This window comes from Mycobacterium sp. NGS66 (assembly GCF_059812225.1).
The window spans coordinates 33,615-53,586 of sequence record NZ_JCALCG010000020.1; the positions used below are offsets into that span (position 1 = coordinate 33,615).

Sequence of the window (19,972 nt, forward strand, 5' to 3'; positions counted from 1 at the left end):
ACTTAGTGAGTAATACTCACAAGGTGTTAGTTATGCTGTCAAGCGTGGAACGCCCCAGGCGGCGCATGACCGCCGAGCAGCGACGCGAGCAGATTCTCGACGTCACGCACGCGATCGTCGACGCCGAGGGATTCCACGCGGCAACACCGAACCGCATCGCGGAGGCGGCCGGGATCGACCGCTCGTTGATCTATCAGAAGTTCGGCGACCTGGCCGGGCTGTTCGTCGAACTGATCGACCGGGAGGCGGCGCGGGCCGGCGCGCAGTTCGCCGAGGCGATCTCAGGATTGGACGCGGTCGACGACGACCAGACTCTCATCCACGCGTTCGACGGGGTGCTGGCCGCGGTCGACGCCTACCCGGCAACGTGGCGGCTCTTCTTGTTTCCGCCACAGGGCGCTCCGCCTGAGTTGTATGCTCGCCTGGCTAAATCCCAGGCCGTGGTGAATGCGTTTTTCGTCCGGGAACTGCTGCGCCACAATCCCGCGCTGCACGAGCCGGAATACACCGCACGCATCCTGCACGCGGCCGGTCGCGAATTGCTGCAGCTTCATCTCAGTGATCCGCAAACCGCGACCCAGGAACGACTGCGCACCTTTGTGCGCCGACTCGGCTCCGAGCTCGCTGGACCAGCAATCGTCCGGTGAGCGTCCGCATTTGTACGCGATATGCCAAGTGAGCGTGTGCATTTGCGGACGCTCGCGGCGGGAAGTCAACCCGCGCGGCCTCTTTCGGCTCGATAACGACGGACCAGCGCGTCGGTCGAGCTGTCCGATTGCTTTCCGGGTGACCCGTCGCCGGTGAGCACCGGAAGCAGCGCCTTGGCCTGCGTCTTGCCCAGCTCCACACCCCACTGGTCGAACGAATCGATGCCCCAGATCACGCCCTCGGTGAACACCTGATGCTCGTAGAGCGCAATCAGCTGGCCCAGCACCGACGGCGTAAGCCGGTTTGCCAGGATCGAGGTCGACGGCCGGTTTCCGGGCATCACCTTGTGCGGCACCACGTCTTCCGGAGTGCCCTCGGCGGCAATCTCTTCGGCGGTTTTGCCGAACGCCAGCACCTGGGTCTGGGCGAAGAAGTTGCTCATCAACAGGTCGTGCATGCTGCCGGTGCCCTCGACCGTGGGAAGGTCGTCGAGCGGCTGGCTGAAGCCGATGAAATCGGCCGGCACCAACCGGGTGCCCTGATGCAGCAACTGGTAGAAGGCGTGCTGGCCGTTGGTTCCCGGTTCGCCCCAGAAGATTTCACCGGTGTCGGTGCTCACCGGTTTGCCGTCGGCTCGCGTCGACTTGCCGTTGGACTCCATGGTCAGCTGCTGCAAATAGGCGGCGAACCGCGCCAAGTCGTTGGAGTAGGGCAGTACGGCGCGTGACTGCGCGTCGAAGAAGTTGGAGTACCACAGGCCGATAAGACCAAGCAGCACAGGGGCATTCGACTCCAACGAGGCGGTGCGGAAGTGCTCGTCGACAATGTGGAACCCGGACAGGAAATCGGCGAACGCCTCTCGTCCGATGACGGCCATCAGCGACAGTCCGATCGCCGAGTCGACCGAATACCGGCCGCCCACCCAATCCCAGAAGCCGAACATGTTGTCGGTGTTGATGCCGAAGTCGTCGACCAGGCGCTTGTTGGTGGACACTGCGACGAAGTGGTGGGACACCGCGGCGTCGCCGAGCGCGTCGGTCAGCCAGCGCCGCGCCGCGGTGGCGTTGGTGATCGTCTCCAGGGTGGAGAAGGTCTTGGAAGCCACAACGAAAAGTGTTGTGGCAGGGTCCAAGTCGGCCAGCTCCGCGATCAGGTCGGCGGGGTCGACGTTGGAGACGAACCGGGCCGAAATCCCCGCGTCGGCGTAGTGGCGCAGCGCTTGATAGGCCATCACCGGTCCCAGGTCGGACCCGCCGATCCCGATGTTGACGACGGTGCTGATGCGCTTTCCGGTTGCTCCGGTCCACTCGCCGCTGCGCAACCGGTCGGTGAAGTCACCCATCGCATCCAGTACCGCATGCACATCCTCGACGACGTTCTGGCCGTCGACCACCAGCTCGGCGTCGCGAGGCAGCCGCAGGGCGGTGTGCAAGACTGCGCGGTCCTCCGAGGTGTTGATGTGCACACCGGAGAACATCTCGTCGCGACGCTCTTCGAGGTTGGCTGCGCGCGCCAGATCGACCAGCAGCCGCAGCGTCTCGCGAGTGATGCGGTGTTTGCTGTAGTCGATGTAGAGGTCCCCGACCGTGACGGTGAGCTCGCGCCCGCGGTCGGGATCGTCGGCGAAGAGCTGGCGTAGGTGGGTTTGTCCGATCTGTTGGTGATGCGTGCGCAGGGCCTCCCATGCCGGGGTGGCCGTGATGTCAGGGATTGATTGCACGGTCATGACTCGACCCTAGTGGCCCCGTGCACCCGCTACCCAGTACTCGCTACCGATCAGGCGTGAACTGCGGGGTGCAGCGGCACCACAGCTCAGTGACCGAGCCGGCCGCGACCCAACCGCAACAGCAGCATTGCCAGGTCCTTGCCGTCGGGACCGAGCTCGCTGTAGCGCTCGATGACTTTCATCTCGCGGCTGTGCACAAGCCGGGTGCCGCCGGACGCCATGCGAGCCCTGCCGATTGCCTGGGACACTTCGGCGCGCCGCTTGACCGCGGCGAGGATCTCCGCGTCCAGCCGGTCGATCTCATGGCGCAACTCTTCGATGTCGACCTCGGAGGCCTGGATTGTCTCTGCGTTCATCTCTGCTGACTCCGCGCTTTCATGTTGTGGGGGTTCTGGTCTCATTCGGTTTCAGGCCTCACACAAGAAACGAGCCCCGAATCCGATGCGGACCACGGGGCCGTGCGAAATGCAGCTAAACCCAGGGCACCGCTGGTCGGTACCCATAAAAAAATCGGGGCTGCAGGTGGAGCACCAATCGAGTGTGCCATCAACGGCCGCACCGGCGCAAAGATGTCCCCCGGCGGCGGTAAGTTTGGAGCGACATGAGTGTGCACGCAACCGCCCCCCAAACTCCCCGGGAATTGGCGCCCCCGGAATTGGCACCCCCGGAATTGGATGGACTGCTCGAAGGTCTCAATCCGCAACAGCGCCAGGCGGTGGTGCATGAGGGTTCGCCCCTGCTGATCGTCGCGGGCGCGGGCTCGGGGAAGACGGCGGTGTTGACGCGGCGCATCGCGTACCTGATCGCGGCCCGCGGTGTGGGGGTGGGCCAGATCCTGGCGATCACCTTCACCAACAAGGCCGCCGCCGAGATGCGCGACCGGGTGGTCCGGCTGGTCGGTGACCGGGCCCGGTACATGTGGGTGTCCACCTTTCACTCGACATGCGTGCGGATCTTGCGCAACCAGGCGTCGTTGATCGAGGGCCTGAAATCGAACTTCTCGATCTATGACGCCGACGATTCGCGGCGTCTGCTGCAGATGATCGGCCGCGACATGGGTTTGGACATCAAGCGGTATTCGCCGCGGCTGCTGGCCAACGCGATCTCCAACCTGAAGAACGAATTGATCGACCCGTATCGGGCGGTTTCGGCATTGACCGACGACTCCGACGAGCTGGCCCGCACCGTCGCGTCGGTCTACGGCGAATACCAGCGGCGGCTGCGGGCGGCCAACGCGCTGGACTTCGACGATCTCATCGGCGAAACCGTCGCGGTGTTACAGACCTTCCCGCAGATCGCCCAGTACTACCGGCGGAGATTCCGGCATGTGCTGGTCGACGAGTATCAGGACACCAACCACGCGCAGTACGTGCTGGTGCGTGAATTGGTAGGCCGTGGTTCTGACGACTCCGACGCGGTGCCGCCGGCGGAGTTGTGCGTGGTAGGCGACGCCGACCAGTCGATCTATGCGTTCCGGGGCGCCACAATTCGCAACATCGAAGACTTCGAGCGCGACTACCCGGACGCCAGAACCATTCTGCTGGAACAGAATTACCGCTCCACGCAGAACATCCTGTCGGCGGCCAACTCGGTGATCGCCCGCAACGCCGGGCGCCGCGAGAAGCGGCTGTGGACCGACGCCGGTGACGGGGAACTGATCGTCGGCTACGTCGCCGACAACGAGCACGACGAGGCGAGATTCGTCGCCCAGGAAATCGACGCGCTGGTTGAGCTCGGCGAGATCACCTACAACGACGTCGCCGTCTTCTACCGCACCAACAACTCGTCGCGGTCGCTGGAAGAGGTGTTCATCCGCTCCGGGATTCCCTACAAAGTCGTTGGCGGAGTGCGGTTTTACGAACGCAAGGAGATCCGCGACATCGTCGCCTATCTGCGGGTGCTGGACAACCCCGGCGACGCGGTGAGCATGCGGCGCATCCTCAATACCCCCCGCCGCGGCATCGGTGACCGCGCCGAAGCCTGTGTGGCGGTGTACGCCGAGAACACCGGCGCCACATTCGCCGACGCGCTGGTGGCCGCGGCCGAAGGCAAGGTCCCGATGCTCAACAGCCGAGCGGAGAAGGCCATCGCCGGCTTCGTCGAAATGCTCGACGAACTGCGCGGCCGCCTGGATGACGATCTCGGCGAACTGGTGGAGTCGGTGCTGGAACGCAGCGGCTACCGTCGGGAATTGGAGTCGTCCAGCGACCCGCAGGAGCTGGCGCGGCTGGACAACCTCAACGAACTCGTCAGTGTCGCACACGAATTCAGCATCGACCTGGCGAACGCCGCCGCGCTGGAAGCCGAGCGTCCACCCGAGGACGAGGATGTGCCCGATACCGGTGTGCTGGCCGCGTTTCTGGAACGGGTCTCGCTGGTCGCCGACAGCGACGAGATCCCCGAGCACAATGCCGGCGTGGTGACGCTGATGACCCTGCATACCGCCAAGGGCCTGGAGTTCCCGGTGGTCTTCGTCACCGGCTGGGAGGACGGGATGTTCCCCCACATACGGGCGCTGGACGACCCGATCGAACTGTCCGAGGAACGACGGCTTGCTTACGTCGGCATTACCCGCGCGCGGCAACGACTGTATTTGAGCCGGGCGATCGTCCGGTCATCGTGGGGACAGCCGATGCTCAACCCGGAGTCGCGGTTTCTGCGGGAGATCCCGCAGCACCTGATCGACTGGCGGCGCACCGCGCCAAAGCCGTCGTTCAGCGCGCCGGTAAGCGGCGCGGGCCGGTTCGGCGCCCCGCGGCCGTCCCCGTCACGACCGGCCAGCAAGCGTCCGGTGCTGGTGTTGCAGCCCGGTGACCGGGTGACGCACGACAAATACGGGCTGGGCCGCGTCGAGGAAGTTTCCGGCGTGGGCGAGTCGGCGATGTCGCTGATCGACTTCGGCAGTGCGGGGCGAGTCAAGCTGATGCACAACCACGCCCCGGTCAGCAAGCTCTGACGTCGACTGAGCCGACGCTTTAACCCAGCAGCCAGCGCTTCGTCCGCGGATGCCACGCCAGCACAATGCTGGCCACCGGCAGCACCCAAAGGGTGTAGACGATCCACGCAACGCGTGCGCCGGCGAGAAAGATGCCGCCGTAAGTCAGCAACGCGACCACTCCGCCCGCCGCGATCAGCCACCGCCCGACCGGCCGGTGCAGCAACAGCAGGATCACGCCCGAGATGGTGGCCAACGCAAAGACCAGCGCGAGGAAACCCACCGCGATACAGAACAAGCGGTCGGTCCGCCACCAACCGGCGATCAGGTCGGTAGCCACCACCGAGGCGGCCCACCCACTGACGATGCTGACCGCGCAGGCGGCGATGGTCGTGCCGGCCGTTGGTTCACCGAGCCGAGGGGACACGCGACGCGCGCCCGGATCGACTGGGGGCGGGATCAGGCTCGTCGGCGATTCCGGGATGGTTGGCATCGGGCCGGTAGGCGCGCGCCGGATGATTCGGGCCTTCGATTCAGGCGAAGCAGCGGGCCCGGCCGGTTGCGCGCCTGGGGGTGGGGTATTCGGCGCGGTCACCGGCTCAACCGGCGTAGTTGCCGACGTTGAGTCCGCGCGCGGCCAACCACGGCACCGGGTCGATTCGCTCGGTGCCGCCCAGCTGCACCTCGAAGTGCAGGTGCGGGCCGGTGGAGAAGCCTCGGTTGCCCATGGTGGCGATCTGGTCGCCCGCCATCACCCGGTCGCCGACGTTGACCAGCGTGGTGTTGACGTGGCCGTAGAGGGTGACGGTCCCGTCGGCGTGGCGCAGCTTGACCCACATGCCGTAACCGGCAGTGGGCCCGGCGTCAATGACGACGCCGTCCGCCACGGCGTAGATCGGTGTTCCGATCGAATTGGCTAAATCGATTCCCGCGTGCAGCACACCCCAGCGATACCCGAAATTCGACGTGAAAATCCCCTTTGTCGGCATCACGTAGAGCGGTCGTTGCAGTCGCGCCTCGCGCTGGGCGCGCTCCTGGGCGTACGCCACGCCTTTGGCGAGTTCCAAGTTGTGGGCCGCGGCATTGGCGGCGGGCTGCACGGCGACAACCTGCGCGCCCCGCGCTGCGCTGCCGCCCGACCCTCCGAGCAGCGACGACGCGTTGGCGCTCAGCACGGTCTCGGTCTTGTGGGTGTCGGAATGGGTCAGTGCCGCATGTCCAGCCGCAGCCGCGGCGCCGGCCGCCATCGCCGAGATCATCAGGCGACCCTTGGCCGCGCTGGTCGGCTGCTTGCGGTGCTGCCCACCTCGCTGCGGTATCTCCACGACGGTCAGCTCGTCGGGACGGTAGCGCCGCGGTTCGGCCTCGAACTCCACGACCCGGGGGAGCACGTCCGTGTGCTCTAGCGGGGACGCCAACCGCAGCGGAGTCAGGTTGTCGGTGTCATGCAGATCATCGAGCTCAGGAGCCCGCAGTACCTGCATCTCGTTGTCGACGGCGAACTCGACTTCCAACTCCAGATCGCCGAGGTCGGTGTCGTAGAGATCGTCGAGGTCGTCGAAGTCGAAACCGTCCAGCGGAAGGATCTCGGTGATTTCGTTGCGGTGAGGGGTCCAGCTTTCGCGGTTGGTGCGTACTGCTCTTCCAGCGACGCGAGAACGTGCGAGTCGGTGCTGCGACAACCTGAAAAGTCCTCGGATCGTGACCTTAACGTTATCTGGACCCTGAGACGGTATCCGCTGACCTACGGGACTGGCAACTCGCGGCCGAGATCACGGGCCGGATTGTGATCTTGATCACGTTTAACCCGCTCAAGTGCCAGATGACCTGTGCCGCTCCGGATTATGCGTGGTCATCCTGCGCGGGATGGGGCCACAAGCGAATCGAGTTCGGTGGGTGGATACAGTTCACCGTGCGTGTTGCCGAGACCGGTGCCGCCTCCCGCTAAGCAGAGACAGTGAGCCCATGGATCTTTTCGAGTACCAAGCGAAAGAGCTGTTCGCCAAGCACAACGTGCCCAGCACTCCTGGCCGGGTGACCGATACCGCCGAAGGCGCCCGTGACATCGCCGCCGAGATCGGCCGGCCGGTGATGGTCAAAGCGCAGGTCAAGATCGGTGGGCGGGGCAAGGCCGGCGGCGTCAAATACGCCGCGACCCCGGAGGAGGCCTACGAGCACGCCAAGAACATCCTGGGCCTGGACATCAAGGGTCACATCGTCAAGAAATTGCTGGTGGCCGAGGCCAGCGACATCGCCGAGGAGTACTACTGCTCCTTCCTGCTGGACCGGGCGAACCGCACCTACCTCGCGATGTGCTCGGTCGAAGGAGGCATGGAGATCGAAGAGGTGGCCGCCACCAAGCCGGGCCGCCTCGCCAAGGTCCCGGTGAACGCCGTCAAGGGGGTCGACATCGCGACCGCTCGCTCCATCGCCGAGCAGGGGCATCTGCCGGCCGAAGTGCTGGACGCCGCCGCGATCACCATCGCCAAGCTGTGGGAGCTGTTCGTCGCCGAGGACGCCACCCTGGTGGAGGTCAACCCCCTGGTCCGCACACCCGACGACCGGATCCTGGCGCTGGACGGCAAGGTCACCCTGGATGCCAATGCCGCCTTCCGCCAGCCCGGCCACGCCGAGTTCGAGGACCGCGCGGCTACCGATCCGCTCGAGCTCAAGGCCAAGGAGCACGACCTCAACTACGTCAAGCTCGACGGTTCGGTCGGCATCATCGGCAACGGCGCGGGTCTGGTGATGTCGACGCTGGACGTGGTGGCCTACGCCGGCGAGAAGCACGGCGGGGTCAAGCCGGCCAACTTCCTGGACATCGGCGGCGGCGCCTCCGCGGAGGTAATGGCCGCCGGGTTGGACGTGGTGTTGGGCGACTCGCAGGTCAAAAGCGTGTTCGTCAACGTCTTCGGTGGCATCACCGCCTGCGACGCGGTTGCCACCGGCATCGTCAAGGCGCTGGAGATCCTCGGCGACGAGGCGAACAAGCCGCTGGTGGTGCGGCTGGACGGCAACAACGTCGACGAGGGCCGGCGCATCCTGGCCGAGGCCAATCACCCGCTGGTGACGTTGGTACCGACGATGGACGAGGCCGCCGACAAGGCAGCCGAACTGGCGAGCGCCTGAGCGAAAGGACCCACGACTCACATGTCCATCTTCTTGACCAAAGAGAACAAGGTCATCGTTCAGGGCATCACCGGCAGCGAGGCCACCGTCCACACCGCGCGGATGCTCAAGGCGGGCACGCAGATCGTCGGCGGCGTCAACGCCCGCAAGGCCGGCACCACGGTCACCCACGAGGACAAGGGCGGCCGGATCGTCAAGCTGCCCGTGTTCGGCAGCGTCGCCGAGGCCATGGAGAAGACCGGCGCCGACGTTTCGATCATCTTCGTGCCACCGAAGTTCGCCAAGGACGCCATCATCGAGGCCATCGACGCCGAGATCCCGCTGCTGGTGGTCATCACCGAGGGAATCCCGGTGCAGGACACCGCATATGCCTGGGCCTACAACCTCGAGAAGGGCGGCAAGACCAGAATCATCGGCCCGAACTGCCCGGGCATCATCAGCCCCGGGCAGTCGCTGGTGGGCATCACCCCGGCCAACATCACCGGAGCGGGTCCCGTCGGGCTGGTGTCCAAGTCGGGCACGTTGACCTACCAGATGATGTACGAGCTGCGCGATTTCGGGTTCACCACATCCATCGGCATCGGCGGTGACCCGGTGATCGGCACCACCCACATCGACGCGATCGAGGCGTTCGAGAAGGATCCCGACACCAAGCTCATCGTGATGATCGGCGAGATCGGCGGTGACGCCGAAGAGCGGGCGGCGGAGTTCATCAAGGCCAACGTGTCCAAGCCGGTGGTCGGATATGTGGCGGGATTCACGGCTCCGGAGGGCAAGACGATGGGCCACGCGGGTGCCATCGTCTCGGGCTCGTCGGGCACCGCGGCCGCCAAGAAGGAAGCCCTGGAAGCCGCCGGTGTGAAGGTGGGCAAGACGCCCTCGGAGACGGCGGCCCTGGCGCGGGAGATTCTGCAGAGCCTCTAGCGCTGCGCACCCCAGCCGCGGCGCTGGGACCGGCCTGCGGTAGATAGTAAGGCTATGAATCTTGATCGGCGTACGCCCGTCGTCGTCGGCGTCGGGCAGGCAGCCGAGCGCATCGACGATCCCGACTACCGGGCCATGTCACCCGTCGAGCTGGCCGCCGCCGCGGCCGAGTCCGCGCTGAAGGACTGCGGTGCCGACGCCGCATCGGTGGCCGACGCCATCGACACCGTCGCCGGCGTACGCCAGTTCGAGATCTCCGGACCAGTCGTCAACGCTCCGCTGGGACGGTCGAACAACTACCCGCGCTCGGTGGCCAACCGGATCGGCGCACGGCCCGCCCGCGCGATCCTGGAGATTGTCGGCGGCCAAGGCCCCCAGCATCTGGTCAGCGAGCTGGCCGCCGAGATCGCGGCGGGACGTTCGGAAGCCGCGCTGGTCTTCGGCTCCGACGCGACGTCGACCCTTCGGCACTTCGCGCACGCCGACCGCAAGCCCGACTTCACCGAGACCGTCGACGGCGACCTGGAAGACCGCGGTCAGGGCATCGACGGAATCATCTCGCGCTACACCGTCATTCACGGTCTGGTCGATGCGCCGACCCAATACGCGCTGATGGAGAATGCGCGACGGGCCGGAACTGGACTGGGGCCGGCCGAGTATCTGCGGCGGATGGGTGAATTGTTCGCCCCGTTCACCAAGGTCGCCGCGGTCAACCCGTTCGCCGCGGCGCCGGTCGAATACAGCGTCGACGAGTTGATCACCGTGACCGAACGCAACCGAATGATCTCAGAGCCTTACCCGCGGCTGCTGGTCGCGCGCGACCAGGTGAACCAGGGCGCGGCCGCGCTGCTGATGTCGGTCGCGACCGCGCGTCGGCTCGGCGTGCCCGAGGAGAACTGGGTGTATTTGCACGGGCACGCCGACCTGCAGGAGCAGGGTCTGCTGGAACGTCCGGATCTCGGTCATGCCCCGTCGGCCGTCATGGCCGTGCGTGCGGCGCTGAGCGTGGCCGGAATTGGAGTCGACGACGTCGCCACCTTCGATCTGTACAGCTGCTTTCCGGTCCCGGTGTTCAACATCTGCGACGGCATGGGCATCTCGCCCGACGACTCGCGCGGTCTCACCCTGACCGGCGGGCTGCCCTTCTTCGGCGGCGCGGGCAACAACTACTCGATGCATGGCATCGCCGAAACCGTCGTCCGAATGCGGAGTGCGCCAGGCCAGTTCGGCATCGTCGGCGCCAACGGCGGAGTCATGAGCAAATACTCGGTCGGTGTCTACTCCACCACTGCGGCGGAATGGAAGCCCGACGGCAGCGCGCCGTTGCAGGCGCGGATCGACAGCGCGCCCAGCGTGCCGGTGACCGAGCGGGCCGACGGGCACGGCACCGTCGAGACCTACACCGTCCGCCGCGACAACGGCCGCCTGACCGGCATCGTCATCGGTCGTCTCGACGATGGCAGCCGGTTTCTGGCCACCACCGAGGACGACGAGTCGATTGCGCAGTTGACCGACGGCGATCCGCTTGGGAAACCGGTCCGGGTGCGCTCCTTCGACTACGGCAACCGCTGCACTTTGTAGGGCGAGCAGACGCAAAATCACCTTTTTCATCGGCGCGTCGGGTGCTTTTGCGTCTGCTCGCCGGCTAAACCAGCGCGGCCAGCTTGCCGGCCAGCCGCTCCACGTAGGCGGCGATCTCGGCGTCGGGCCGATCAGGCAAGCCGAACAACACCTCGGTGACGCCGAGTTCGGCCCAGCGGGCCAGCTTCTCGGGGATCGGCTTGAAGTCCAGCGCCACGATCTGCGGTGCGCCGTCCCGCTCTGCCCCAGCCCAGATGTCCTGCAGCAGCTTCACCGGCTCGTCGATGTCGAAGTCGCGTGGCGTGGTGATCCAGCCATCCGCGCTGCGGGCGATCCACTTGAAATTCTTTTCCGTTCCGGCCGCGCCCACCAGCACCGGAATGTGCTGCTGCACCGGCTTGGGCCAGGCCCAGCTCGGCCCGAACTTGACGAATTCGCCGTCGTAGGCGGCCTCTTCCTGGGTCCACAGTGCCCGCATTGCCTCGATGTACTCGCGCAACATGGTGCGTCGGCGGGCGGGCGGCACGCCGTGATCGGCCAGCTCGTCGGTGTTCCAGCCGAACCCAACGCCCAGACTGACCCTGCCCCCGGACAGATGGTCGAGGGTGGCGATGCTTTTCGCCAGCGTGATCGGGTCGTGCTCGACGGGCAGCGCCACCGCGGTGGACAGCCGCACCCGCGATGTCACCGCGCACGCCGCGCCCAGACTCACCCACGGGTCCAGCGTGCGCATATATCTGTCATCCGGCAGCGACGCGTCGCCCGTCGTCGGATGGGCCGCCTCACGCTTGACCGGAATGTGGGTGTGTTCCGGCACGTAGAAGGTACGAAAGCCGTGGTCGTCGGCGAGCTTTGCGGCTGCCGCCGGGGTAATGCCCCGGTCGCTGGTGAAAAGCACAAGGCCGTAATCCATGCACAGGATTAGAACGTGTTCTACCTGTGCGGGGCAAGCGGGAGTTGAGCGCCCCCGCACCGCGTTCCCGACGTGCGCTAGCGTTGGTGAACGAATCCCGTCGCCATGCAAGCGCGGCCAGCCTGGGAAGCAACAGGAGGAGTCAATGACCTACTCACCCGGTAGTCCCGGATATCCACCCGCGCAGCAGCCCTCAGGGTCCTACCCGGGCGCCGCGCAGGCGGCGACACCCGATTTCGCCAAGGAGCCCGCGGAAAGCAAACTTCCGCAGTATCTGGGCTTCGCCGTCATCGGCCTCGGCCTGGCGGCATACTTCGCAAGTTTCGGCCCGGGCGGTCATGTCCGGTCGGTCGTCGCGGCCCTGCTCGCGGGACTGCTCGCCGCCGCCGGCCTAGTGCCCAAGCCGAAGGCCAACCCTGGCGTGGTCGCCGCGATCTCGGTGCTCGGCTTTCTGCTGGCGATCTCGGAGACCGTCAACGCATCCGACAGCGGCACTCCCTGGGGACTCTGGCTTGTCCTGACCTTCACCTTCTTCCAGGCGGCGTCCGCGGTCGGGGCGCTGCTGCTGGAGTCCGGCGCGATCACCATGCCGCCGCCGCGGCCCAAGTACGACCCGTACCAGCAGCAGTATGGCCAGTACGGGCAGTACGGCCAGTATGGGCAGCAGCCGTACTACGGTCAGCCGGCCCAACAACAACCCGGACCGCCACCCGGGTACGGCTCGCCCTACGGCGGCTACGGCTCGAGCCCGGGCCAGGGCCAGCCGCCGAGCCCGGGCAACATGGCGTCGCAGACCGTAATCTCCGGCTCGAATCCGTCGACGGGTGGATTCGGCGCCGCGCCCTCGGCCCAGTCGGGACCGCAGCCTGCCGCGCAGTCAGGACCTCAACCGGCCGCACAGTCGGGACCTCAGCCGACATTCCAGACACCGACCACGCCGCCCACCGGCTTCCCCAGCTATGCACCGCCGCCGTCGGCCAACGCGGGCAGCGGGTCTGACGCTGGGGCGACGGTCAACTACTCAAACCCGTCCGGCGGCCAGCAGTCACAGAATTACGGCCAGGGGCAGCAGTCAGCACCTGGGTCGGCGCCGGCCTAACCGGACGCATCCGCGTCTGGTCGGGCACATGCGCCACGAGTGAAAAGGGTGTCAGCAGGCGAGGACTACCGGGCTGGGGGCGCGCGTCAGGCGCGTGATCTCGTCCGGGTGGCATTCGGCCCCGCGTTGATCGCGCTGGTCATCATTGCGGCCGTCACGCTGCTGCAGTTGCTGATCGCCAACAGCGACATGACCGGCGCCTTGGGTGCGATCGCCAGCATGTGGCTGGGCGTGCATGCCGTGCCGATCTCCATCGGCGGTCGCGAGCTGGGCGTGATGCCGTTGCTGCCGGTCCTGTTGATGGCTTGGGCGACCGCGCGCAGCACCGCACGGGCGACATCCCCGCAGTCGTCGTGGCTGGTCATCCGGTGGGTGGTCGCCTCGGCGCTGGGCGGCCCTCTGCTGCTGGCGGCCATCGCGCTGGCGGTCATCCATGACGCGTCGTCGGTGCTCACCGAGCTGCAGACACCGAGCGCGCTGCGCGCATTCGCCAGCGTGCTGGTGGTGCACGCGATTGGCGCTGCGATCGGTATCTGGTCCCGGGTGGGGCGACGGGCGTTGGCGGCCTCGCCGTTGCCGAATTGGCTGGCCGACTCGATGCGTGCCGCGACGGCCGGTGTGCTGGCTTTGTTCGGGCTCTCGGGCCTGGTGACGGTCGGGTCGCTGGTTGTGCACTGGGCGACGATGCAGGAGCTTTACGGGATCACCGATTCGATATTCGGTCAACTCAGTCTGACCGTGCTCTCGATCCTGTACGCGCCCAACGTCATCGTGGGTGCGGCCGCGGTTTCCGTCGGGGCCAGCGCGCACCTTGGCTTCGCGACGTTCAGCGCGTTCACCGTATTCGGCGGTGATATTCCGGCGTTGCCGATACTGGCCGCACTCCCGACACCACACCTGGGGCCGGCTTGGGTCGCCCTGCTGATCGTCGGCGCGTCGTCTGGCGTGGCCGTCGGCCAACAGTGCGCCCGGCGCCCGCTGCTGCTTGTTCCGGCGATGGCCAAGCTGCTCGCGGCGGCGATCGCGGGGGCCCTGGCGATGTCATTGCTGGCGTACGGCGGCAGCGGGCGGTTGGGCAACTTCGGTGACGTCGGCGTCGACCAGGGCGCGTTGGCAATTGGCGTTTTCTTCTGGTTTGCCGTCGTCGGTGGCCTGACGGTGATGATGGCCGGCGGGATACGACGCCGGCCCAGACGGCCGAAGCCCGCCGCCGCACCCGCTGAGCCCGACGCAGAGGAGCGCGTCGCCGACGAGCCCGACGCAGACGAGCCCGACGCAGAGGAGCGCGAGCAGACGCAAAATCCCCCAAATTCGCCATGACTTAGGGGATTTTGCGTCTGCTCGGCACCAACTGGTCGGCGCTCACCCACGCCAGGTTAGGCTGCCCGGTGTGCAGGAACCCGTGCCCTTGAGTACACCGGCGCGGCTGGTGGTGCTGGCGTCGGGCACGGGTTCCTTGCTGAGCGCACTGCTCGACGCCGCCCAGGGCGACTACCCGGCGCGGGTCGTCGCCGTCGGGGTGGATCGCGACTGCCGCGCCGCCGAGGTCGCCGCCCGGGCGGCGGTTCCGTCCTTCACCGTCCGGCTGAAAGACCACCCGGACCGCGCCGCCTGGGATGCCGCCATCACCGCGGCCACCGCCACCCACCGGCCCGACTTGGTGGTGTCCGCCGGATTCATGAAAATCCTTGGTCCGCAATTCCTTTCACGTTTCGACGGGCGTATCCTGAACACCCATCCGGCGTTGTTGCCGGCGTTCCCCGGCGCGCATGCGGTGGCCGACGCCTTGGCCAGCGGCGTCAAGGTCACAGGCTGTACGGTGCACCTCGTGGATGCCGGCACCGACACCGGACCGATCGTGGCGCAGCGACCCGTCGAGGTGCTCGACGGCGACGACGTTGAGACTCTGCACGAACGCATCAAGGTCGTCGAACGGCGGCTGCTGGTGGACGTGGTGGCCGCGATCGCCACCCAGGGCGTGACGGTGGCCGGAGGGAAAGCGACGATCGGACGAAAGGCGACTGCGGGATGAGCACAGCATGAGCACCGACCAAATGCCGATTCGCCGCGCGCTGATCAGCGTGTACGACAAGACCGGGCTGGCCGGGCTGGCGCAGGGCTTGGCCGCGGCCGGCGTGGAGATCGTCTCGACCGGGTCGACGGCGAAGACCATTGCGGCTGAAGGTATTTCAGTGACACCCGTCGAGGAGCTGACCGGTTTCCCCGAGGTGCTCGATGGCCGGGTCAAGACGTTGCATCCGCGTGTGCACGCCGGTCTGCTGGCCGATCTGCGCAAGCCCGACCATCAAGCCGCCCTGGACGAGCTCGGAATCGAGGCGTTCCAACTCGTCGTGGTCAACCTGTATCCGTTCAGCCAGACCGTGGAATCCGGCGCCGGCGTCGACGAGTGCATCGAGCAGATCGACATCGGCGGACCCTCGATGGTACGGGCGGCGGCCAAGAACCATCCCAGCGTCGCCGTGGTCACCGACCCGCTCGGCTACGACGGCGTGCTGGCCGCCGTGCGGGCCGGCGGATTCACCCTCGCCGAGCGTAAAAGATTGGCATCGCTGGCATTTCAGCACACCGCCGAATACGACATCGCCGTCGCCAGCTGGATGCAGGAAACCCTGGCACCCGAGCATCCGCAAGCGCAGTTTCCGCGCTGGTTCGCCAGAAACTGGCAGCGCCACGCGACGCTGCGTTATGGCGAGAACCCGCACCAGCAGGCCGCGCTCTACGTCGACCCAGGCGCCTGGCCCGGCCTGGCACAGGCCGAGCAGCTGCACGGAAAAGACATGTCCTACAACAACTTCACCGATGCGGACGCGGCCTGGCGGGCGGCCTTCGACCACGAGCGGACGTGTGTGGCAATCATCAAGCACGCCAACCCATGTGGCATCGCCATCTCCGACGTTTCGGTGGCTGATGCCCACCGCAAGGCTCACGAATGCGACCCGGTGAGCGCCTACGGCGGCGTCATCGCGGCCAACACCGAGGTCAGCGTCGAGATGGCCGAAAACGTCAGCACCATCTTCACCGAGGTGATCGTGGCGCCGGCCTATGCGCCTGGCGCCGTCGAGGTGCTGACGCGCAAGAAGAACATTCGGGTGCTGGTGGCCTCCGAGCCGCTGACCGGAGGCCACGAACTCAGGCCGATCAGCGGCGGACTGCTCATGCAGCAGCGCGACCAGCTCGACGCGCACGGCGACAACCCGGCGAACTGGACCCTGGCCACCGGGGAACCCGCCGACCCGGCCACCCTGGGTGACCTCGTCTTCGCCTGGCGGGCCTGCCGTGCCGTCAAGTCGAACGCGATCGTGATCGCGGCCGGCGGGGCCACCATCGGGGTGGGCATGGGCCAAGTCAACCGGGTCGACGCCGCCCGGCTGGCCGTGGAACGCGGCGGTGACCGGGTTCGCGGCGCGGTCGGAGCCTCCGATGCGTTCTTCCCGTTCCCGGACGGACTCGAGACCCTGGCCGCCGCCGGGGTCAAGGCGATAGTTCACCCCGGGGGTTCGGTGCGCGACGACGAGGTGACCGCGGCGGCGGCCAAAGCCGGGGTGACGTTGTACCTCACCGGAGCTCGTCACTTCGCGCATTGACCAGGTTGGTAGCGCGCAGCGCGCGTGCGCGTCGTAGCGTGGAGAGGTGACGTCACCGAGCCTTCTGCCCCGGACCGTCGGCGAGCTGCGTGCGGCTGGTCATCGTGAGCGGGGTGTCAAGCAGGAAATCCGCGAGAATCTGCTGACCGCCCTGGCCGACGGCGACAATGTCTGGCCCGGAATCCTGGGTTTCGACGAGACCGTGCTCCCGCAGCTGGAACGGGCGCTGATCGCCGGCCACGACTTCGTCCTGCTCGGTGAACGCGGCCAGGGCAAGACCCGGCTGTTGCGGGCGCTGGTCGGGTTGCTCGACGAGTGGACGCCGGTGATCGCCGGCGCGGAATTGGGTGAGCACCCCTACACGCCGATTACGCCGGAATCCATTCGGCGAGCCGCCGAGCTCGGCGACGACCTGCCGGTGCACTGGAAGCACCGCAGCGAGCGCTACACCGAAAAGCTGGCCACACCGGACACCAGCGTCGCCGACCTGGTCGGTGACATCGACCCGGTGAAGGTTGCCGAAGGCCGTAGCCTGGGTGACCCCGAGACCATCGCGTACGGGCTCATCCCGCGGGCGCACCGCGGCATCGTCGCCGTCAACGAACTGCCCGACCTCGCCGAGCGCATCCAGGTGTCGATGCTCAACGTCATGGAGGAACGCGACATCCAGGTCCGCGGGTACACGCTGCGCCTGCCGCTCGACGTTCTCGTCGTCGCCAGCGCCAACCCCGAGGACTACACCAACCGAGGTCGCATCATCACCCCACTCAAAGACCGCTTCGGCGCGGAGATCCGCACCCACTACCCGCTGGAGCTCGAGGCCGAGATGGGCGTCATCGCGCAGGAGGCGCACCTGAGCGCCCAGGTGCCTGATTACCTGATGCAGGTGATCGCGCGGTTCGCCCGCTATCTGCGGGAGTCCAACTCCATCGATCAGCGCTCCGGGGTGTCGGCGCGGTTCGCGATCGCTGCGGCCGAGACGGTGGCCGCGTCTGCGCGACACCGCGGGGCGGTGCTCGGGGAGACCGACCCGGTTGCCCGAGTGGTCGACCTGGGCACGGTGATCGACGTGTTGCGCGGCAAGCTCGAGTTCGAGTCCGGTGAGGAGGGCCGCGAACAGGCGGTGCTCGAACACCTGCTGCGCCGTGCGACCGCCGACACCGCGTCGCGGGTGCTCGGCGGCATTGACGTCGGCTCCTTGGTGGCGGCCGTCGAAGGCGGTTCCACGGTGACGACCGGCGAGCGGGTTTCGGCGAAGAACGTGCTGGCCGCCGTTCCGGGGCTGCCCGTGGTGGACCGTATCGCCAGGAAACTGCACGCCGAGTCCGAAGGCGAGCGCGCCGCAGCGCTGGAGCTTGCGCTCGAGGCGCTGTACCTGGCGAAGCGGATTGACAAGGTGTCCGGGGAGGGCCAAACCGTCTATGGCTAAACCGGTTAAGGGCCACTCGTCGCGATACTCGGCGTACACCGGTGGACCGGACCCGCTGGCTCCGCCGGTGGATCTGCGCGAGGCGCTCGAGCAGATCGGCCAGGACGTCATGGCGGGCACCTCGCCGCGCCGGGCATTGTCCGAGCTGCTGCGGCGCGGCACCAAGAACCTGACCGGGGCCGACCGGCTGGCCGCCGAGGCGAACCGTCGTCGACGAGAATTGCTGCGCCGCAACAACTTAGACAGCACACTGCAGGAGATCAAGCGGCTGCTCGACGAGGCGGTGCTAGCCGAACGCAAGGAGCTGGCCCGGGCTCTGGACGACGACGCGCGGTTCGGCGAGCTGCAGTTGGATGCGCTGCCGTCGTCGCCGGCCAAGGCCGTGCAGGAGCTCTCCGACTACAACTGGCGCAGCGGCGAAGCCCGCCAAAAGTACGAGCAGATCAAGGATCTGCTGGGCCGCGAGATGTTGGACCAGCGTTTCGCCGGCATGAAGCAGGCGCTGGAGGGCGCCACCGACGCAGACCGTCAGCGCGTCAACGAAATGCTGGACGACCTGAATGACCTGTTGGACAAGCACTCTCGTGGTGAGGACACCCAGCAGGACTTCGACGATTTCATGGCCAAGCACGGCGAGTTCTTCCCCGAGAACCCGCGCGACGTCGAGGAGCTGCTGGACTCGCTGGCCAAGCGCGCCGCCGCGGCCCAACGCTTTCGCAACAGCCTCAGCGCCGAGCAGCGGGCGGAACTGGATGCGCTGGCACAGCAGGCATTTGGATCGCCGGCTTTGATGCAGGCGCTGAATCGGCTGGACGCGCATCTGCAGGCGGCGCGGCCGGGCGAGGACTGGATGGGATCGCAGGAGTTCTCCGGCGACAATCCGTTGGGCATGGGCGAAGGCACGCAGGCGCTGGCCGACATCGGCGAGCTGGAGCAGCTGGCCGAGCAGCTGTCACAAAGCTATCCGGGTGCCACCATGGACGACGTCGACCTCGACGCACTCGCCCGCCAGCTCGGTGACCAGGCCGCCATCGATGCCCGCACGCTGGCCGAGCTGGAACGGGCGCTGGTCAATCAAGGCTTTTTCGACCGCGGTTCCGACGGCCAGTGGCGGCTGTCGCCGAAGGCGATGCGACGGCTGGGCGAGGCGGCGTTACGCGATGTGGCACAACAACTTTCCGGCCGTCGCGGCGAGCGTGACCATCGCCGGGCGGGCGCGGCGGGGGAGTTGACCGGCGCCACCCGGCCCTGGCAGTTCGGCGACACCGAACCGTGGAACATCCCCCGCACACTCACCAATGCCGTACTGCGCCAGGCCGGGACGCCATCGGAGCGTCTGGACTCGCGCATTCGGATCACCGTCGACGACGTCGAGGTCTCCGAGACCGAGACCCGGGTGCAAGCCGCGGTGGCGCTGCTGGTGGACACGTCGTTTTCGATGGTGATGGAGAACCGCTGGCTACCGATGAAGCGAACAGCGCTGGCGCTCAACCATTTGGTGTGTACCAGGTTCCGCTCAGATGCCTTGCAGATCATCGCGTTTGGCCGCTACGCCCGGACGGTGACCGCCGCCGAGCTGACCGGCTTGGAGGGCGTCTACGAGCAGGGCACCAACCTGCATCACGCCCTCGCGCTGGCCGGCCGTCACCTCAAGCGGCATCCCAACGCCCAGCCCGTCGTGCTGGTGGTGACCGACGGCGAGCCGACCGCCCACCTGGAGGATTTCGACGGCGACGGCAGTGCCGTTTTCTTCGACTACCCGCCGCATCCGCGGACCATCGCCCACACCGTGCGCGGGTTCGACGACATGGCCCGGCTGGGCGCCCAGATCACCATCTTCCGGCTGGGCAGCGACCCCGGCTTGGCACGGTTCATCGACCAGGTGGCGCGACGGGTCGAGGGGCGAGTCGTGGTGCCCGATCTCGACGGGCTGGGAGCGGCGGTAGTCGGCGACTACCTTCGCTCCCGACGCCACCGCTAAGT

The 19,972-nt window shown here is 67.0% G+C and carries 15 protein-coding genes and 1 pseudogene; 11 read left to right on the top strand and 5 right to left on the bottom strand.

Translation table 11 applies throughout. From position 1 onward, the window contains the following. Positions 1–65: 65 nt before the first annotated feature. Positions 66–647, top strand: coding sequence for a TetR/AcrR family transcriptional regulator (locus tag AC5Y2L_RS26720; RefSeq protein ID WP_499938087.1), 582 nt, complete (start codon positions 66–68; stop codon positions 645–647). Between the two features lie 65 nt (positions 648–712). Here the strand turns inward: AC5Y2L_RS26720 and pgi are convergent, their stop codons facing one another. Together pgi and AC5Y2L_RS26730 are read right to left on the bottom strand one after the other, a co-directional pair. Beyond that, complete coding sequence (gene pgi / locus AC5Y2L_RS26725; protein WP_499937893.1) at positions 713–2,374, bottom strand: glucose-6-phosphate isomerase; 1,662 nt, start codon at positions 2,372–2,374, stop codon at positions 713–715. A gap of 86 nt (positions 2,375–2,460) precedes the next feature. Continuing rightward, entirely contained in the window at positions 2,461–2,775 is a 315-nt protein-coding gene (locus AC5Y2L_RS26730; protein WP_499937895.1) for a chorismate mutase, read from the bottom strand. 200 nt (positions 2,776–2,975) lie between these two features. Here AC5Y2L_RS26730 and pcrA point away from each other — a divergent pair, with 200 nt between their 5' ends. Continuing rightward, a complete protein-coding gene (gene pcrA, locus AC5Y2L_RS26735; protein WP_499937897.1) occupies positions 2,976–5,330 on the top strand; it encodes a DNA helicase PcrA in 2,355 nt (784 codons plus the stop codon). Positions 5,331–5,349: 19 nt separating this feature from the next. Here pcrA and AC5Y2L_RS26740 read toward each other — a convergent pair whose 3' ends face one another. Together AC5Y2L_RS26740 and AC5Y2L_RS26745 are read right to left on the bottom strand one after the other, a co-directional pair. Then, a complete protein-coding gene (locus AC5Y2L_RS26740; RefSeq protein WP_499937899.1) occupies positions 5,350–5,904 on the bottom strand; it encodes a hypothetical protein in 555 nt (184 codons plus the stop codon). Between the two features lie 4 nt (positions 5,905–5,908). Next, on the bottom strand, positions 5,909–6,991 hold the full coding sequence (locus tag AC5Y2L_RS26745; RefSeq protein WP_499937900.1) for a M23 family metallopeptidase: 1,083 nt from the start codon (positions 6,989–6,991) through the stop codon (positions 5,909–5,911). A gap of 283 nt (positions 6,992–7,274) precedes the next feature. Here AC5Y2L_RS26745 and sucC point away from each other — a divergent pair, with 283 nt between their 5' ends. Genes sucC through AC5Y2L_RS26760 form a run of 3 tightly spaced genes read left to right on the top strand, consistent with a single transcriptional unit; the run spans position 7,275 to position 10,943 of the window. After that, on the top strand, positions 7,275–8,438 hold the full coding sequence (gene sucC / locus AC5Y2L_RS26750) for an ADP-forming succinate--CoA ligase subunit beta (RefSeq protein WP_499937902.1): 1,164 nt from the start codon (positions 7,275–7,277) through the stop codon (positions 8,436–8,438). Between the two features lie 21 nt (positions 8,439–8,459). Further along, positions 8,460–9,362, top strand: a complete 903-nt coding sequence (gene sucD / locus AC5Y2L_RS26755) for a succinate--CoA ligase subunit alpha (RefSeq protein WP_499937904.1) — start codon at positions 8,460–8,462, stop codon at positions 9,360–9,362. Between the two features lie 54 nt (positions 9,363–9,416). Beyond that, positions 9,417–10,943, top strand: coding sequence for an acetyl-CoA acetyltransferase (locus AC5Y2L_RS26760; protein WP_499937906.1), 1,527 nt, complete (start codon positions 9,417–9,419; stop codon positions 10,941–10,943). A gap of 64 nt (positions 10,944–11,007) precedes the next feature. Here AC5Y2L_RS26760 and AC5Y2L_RS26765 read toward each other — a convergent pair whose 3' ends face one another. Next, the gene (locus AC5Y2L_RS26765; RefSeq protein WP_499937908.1) at positions 11,008–11,856 is read right to left on the bottom strand and encodes an LLM class F420-dependent oxidoreductase; all 849 of its coding nucleotides are present in this window, start codon (positions 11,854–11,856) and stop codon (positions 11,008–11,010) included. 145 nt (positions 11,857–12,001) lie between these two features. On the opposite strand from AC5Y2L_RS26765, the gene AC5Y2L_RS26770 reads away from it, so the two are divergent. From AC5Y2L_RS26770 to AC5Y2L_RS26795, 6 genes and pseudogenes are all read left to right on the top strand, one after another. Next, positions 12,002–12,955 carry a DUF5336 domain-containing protein gene (locus tag AC5Y2L_RS26770; protein WP_499937910.1) on the top strand — a complete coding sequence of 318 codons (954 nt, stop codon included), beginning with the start codon at positions 12,002–12,004 and terminating at the stop codon, positions 12,953–12,955. A 39-nt stretch (positions 12,956–12,994) separates the two neighbouring features. Beyond that, positions 12,995–14,269 (top strand): annotated as a pseudogene (locus tag AC5Y2L_RS26775) (cell division protein PerM); the annotation flags it as partial. Between the two features lie 76 nt (positions 14,270–14,345). After that, on the top strand, positions 14,346–14,987 hold the full coding sequence (purN, locus tag AC5Y2L_RS26780) for a phosphoribosylglycinamide formyltransferase (protein WP_499937912.1): 642 nt from the start codon (positions 14,346–14,348) through the stop codon (positions 14,985–14,987). A gap of 7 nt (positions 14,988–14,994) precedes the next feature. Beyond that, positions 14,995–16,560, top strand: a complete 1,566-nt coding sequence (gene purH / locus AC5Y2L_RS26785; protein ID WP_499937913.1) for a bifunctional phosphoribosylaminoimidazolecarboxamide formyltransferase/IMP cyclohydrolase — start codon at positions 14,995–14,997, stop codon at positions 16,558–16,560. Between the two features lie 46 nt (positions 16,561–16,606). Then, complete coding sequence (locus tag AC5Y2L_RS26790; protein ID WP_499937915.1) at positions 16,607–17,989, top strand: sigma 54-interacting transcriptional regulator; 1,383 nt, start codon at positions 16,607–16,609, stop codon at positions 17,987–17,989. Further along, positions 17,982–19,970, top strand: coding sequence for a vWA domain-containing protein (locus AC5Y2L_RS26795; protein ID WP_499937916.1), 1,989 nt, complete (start codon positions 17,982–17,984; stop codon positions 19,968–19,970). Before AC5Y2L_RS26790 ends, AC5Y2L_RS26795 begins: the two co-directional genes overlap by 8 nt. Positions 19,971–19,972 lie beyond the last annotated feature (2 nt).

What these genes read in the sequence shown, in the direction of transcription:
- AC5Y2L_RS26720 (WP_499938087.1), top strand. Translation starts at nt 66, where the DNA reads ATGACCGCCGAGCAGCGACGCGAGCAGATTCTCGACGTCACGCACGCG.
- pgi (WP_499937893.1), bottom strand. Translation starts at nt 2,374, where the DNA reads ATGACCGTGCAATCAATCCCTGACATCACGGCCACCCCGGCATGGGAG.
- AC5Y2L_RS26730 (WP_499937895.1), bottom strand. Translation starts at nt 2,775, where the DNA reads ATGAGACCAGAACCCCCACAACATGAAAGCGCGGAGTCAGCAGAGATG.
- pcrA (WP_499937897.1), top strand. Translation starts at nt 2,976, where the DNA reads ATGAGTGTGCACGCAACCGCCCCCCAAACTCCCCGGGAATTGGCGCCC.
- sucC (WP_499937902.1), top strand. Translation starts at nt 7,275, where the DNA reads ATGGATCTTTTCGAGTACCAAGCGAAAGAGCTGTTCGCCAAGCACAAC.
- sucD (WP_499937904.1), top strand. Translation starts at nt 8,460, where the DNA reads ATGTCCATCTTCTTGACCAAAGAGAACAAGGTCATCGTTCAGGGCATC.
- AC5Y2L_RS26760 (WP_499937906.1), top strand. Translation starts at nt 9,417, where the DNA reads ATGAATCTTGATCGGCGTACGCCCGTCGTCGTCGGCGTCGGGCAGGCA.
- AC5Y2L_RS26765 (WP_499937908.1), bottom strand. Translation starts at nt 11,856, where the DNA reads ATGGATTACGGCCTTGTGCTTTTCACCAGCGACCGGGGCATTACCCCG.
- AC5Y2L_RS26770 (WP_499937910.1), top strand. Translation starts at nt 12,002, where the DNA reads ATGACCTACTCACCCGGTAGTCCCGGATATCCACCCGCGCAGCAGCCC.
- purH (WP_499937913.1), top strand. Translation starts at nt 14,995, where the DNA reads ATGAGCACCGACCAAATGCCGATTCGCCGCGCGCTGATCAGCGTGTAC.
- AC5Y2L_RS26795 (WP_499937916.1), top strand. Translation starts at nt 17,982, where the DNA reads ATGGCTAAACCGGTTAAGGGCCACTCGTCGCGATACTCGGCGTACACC.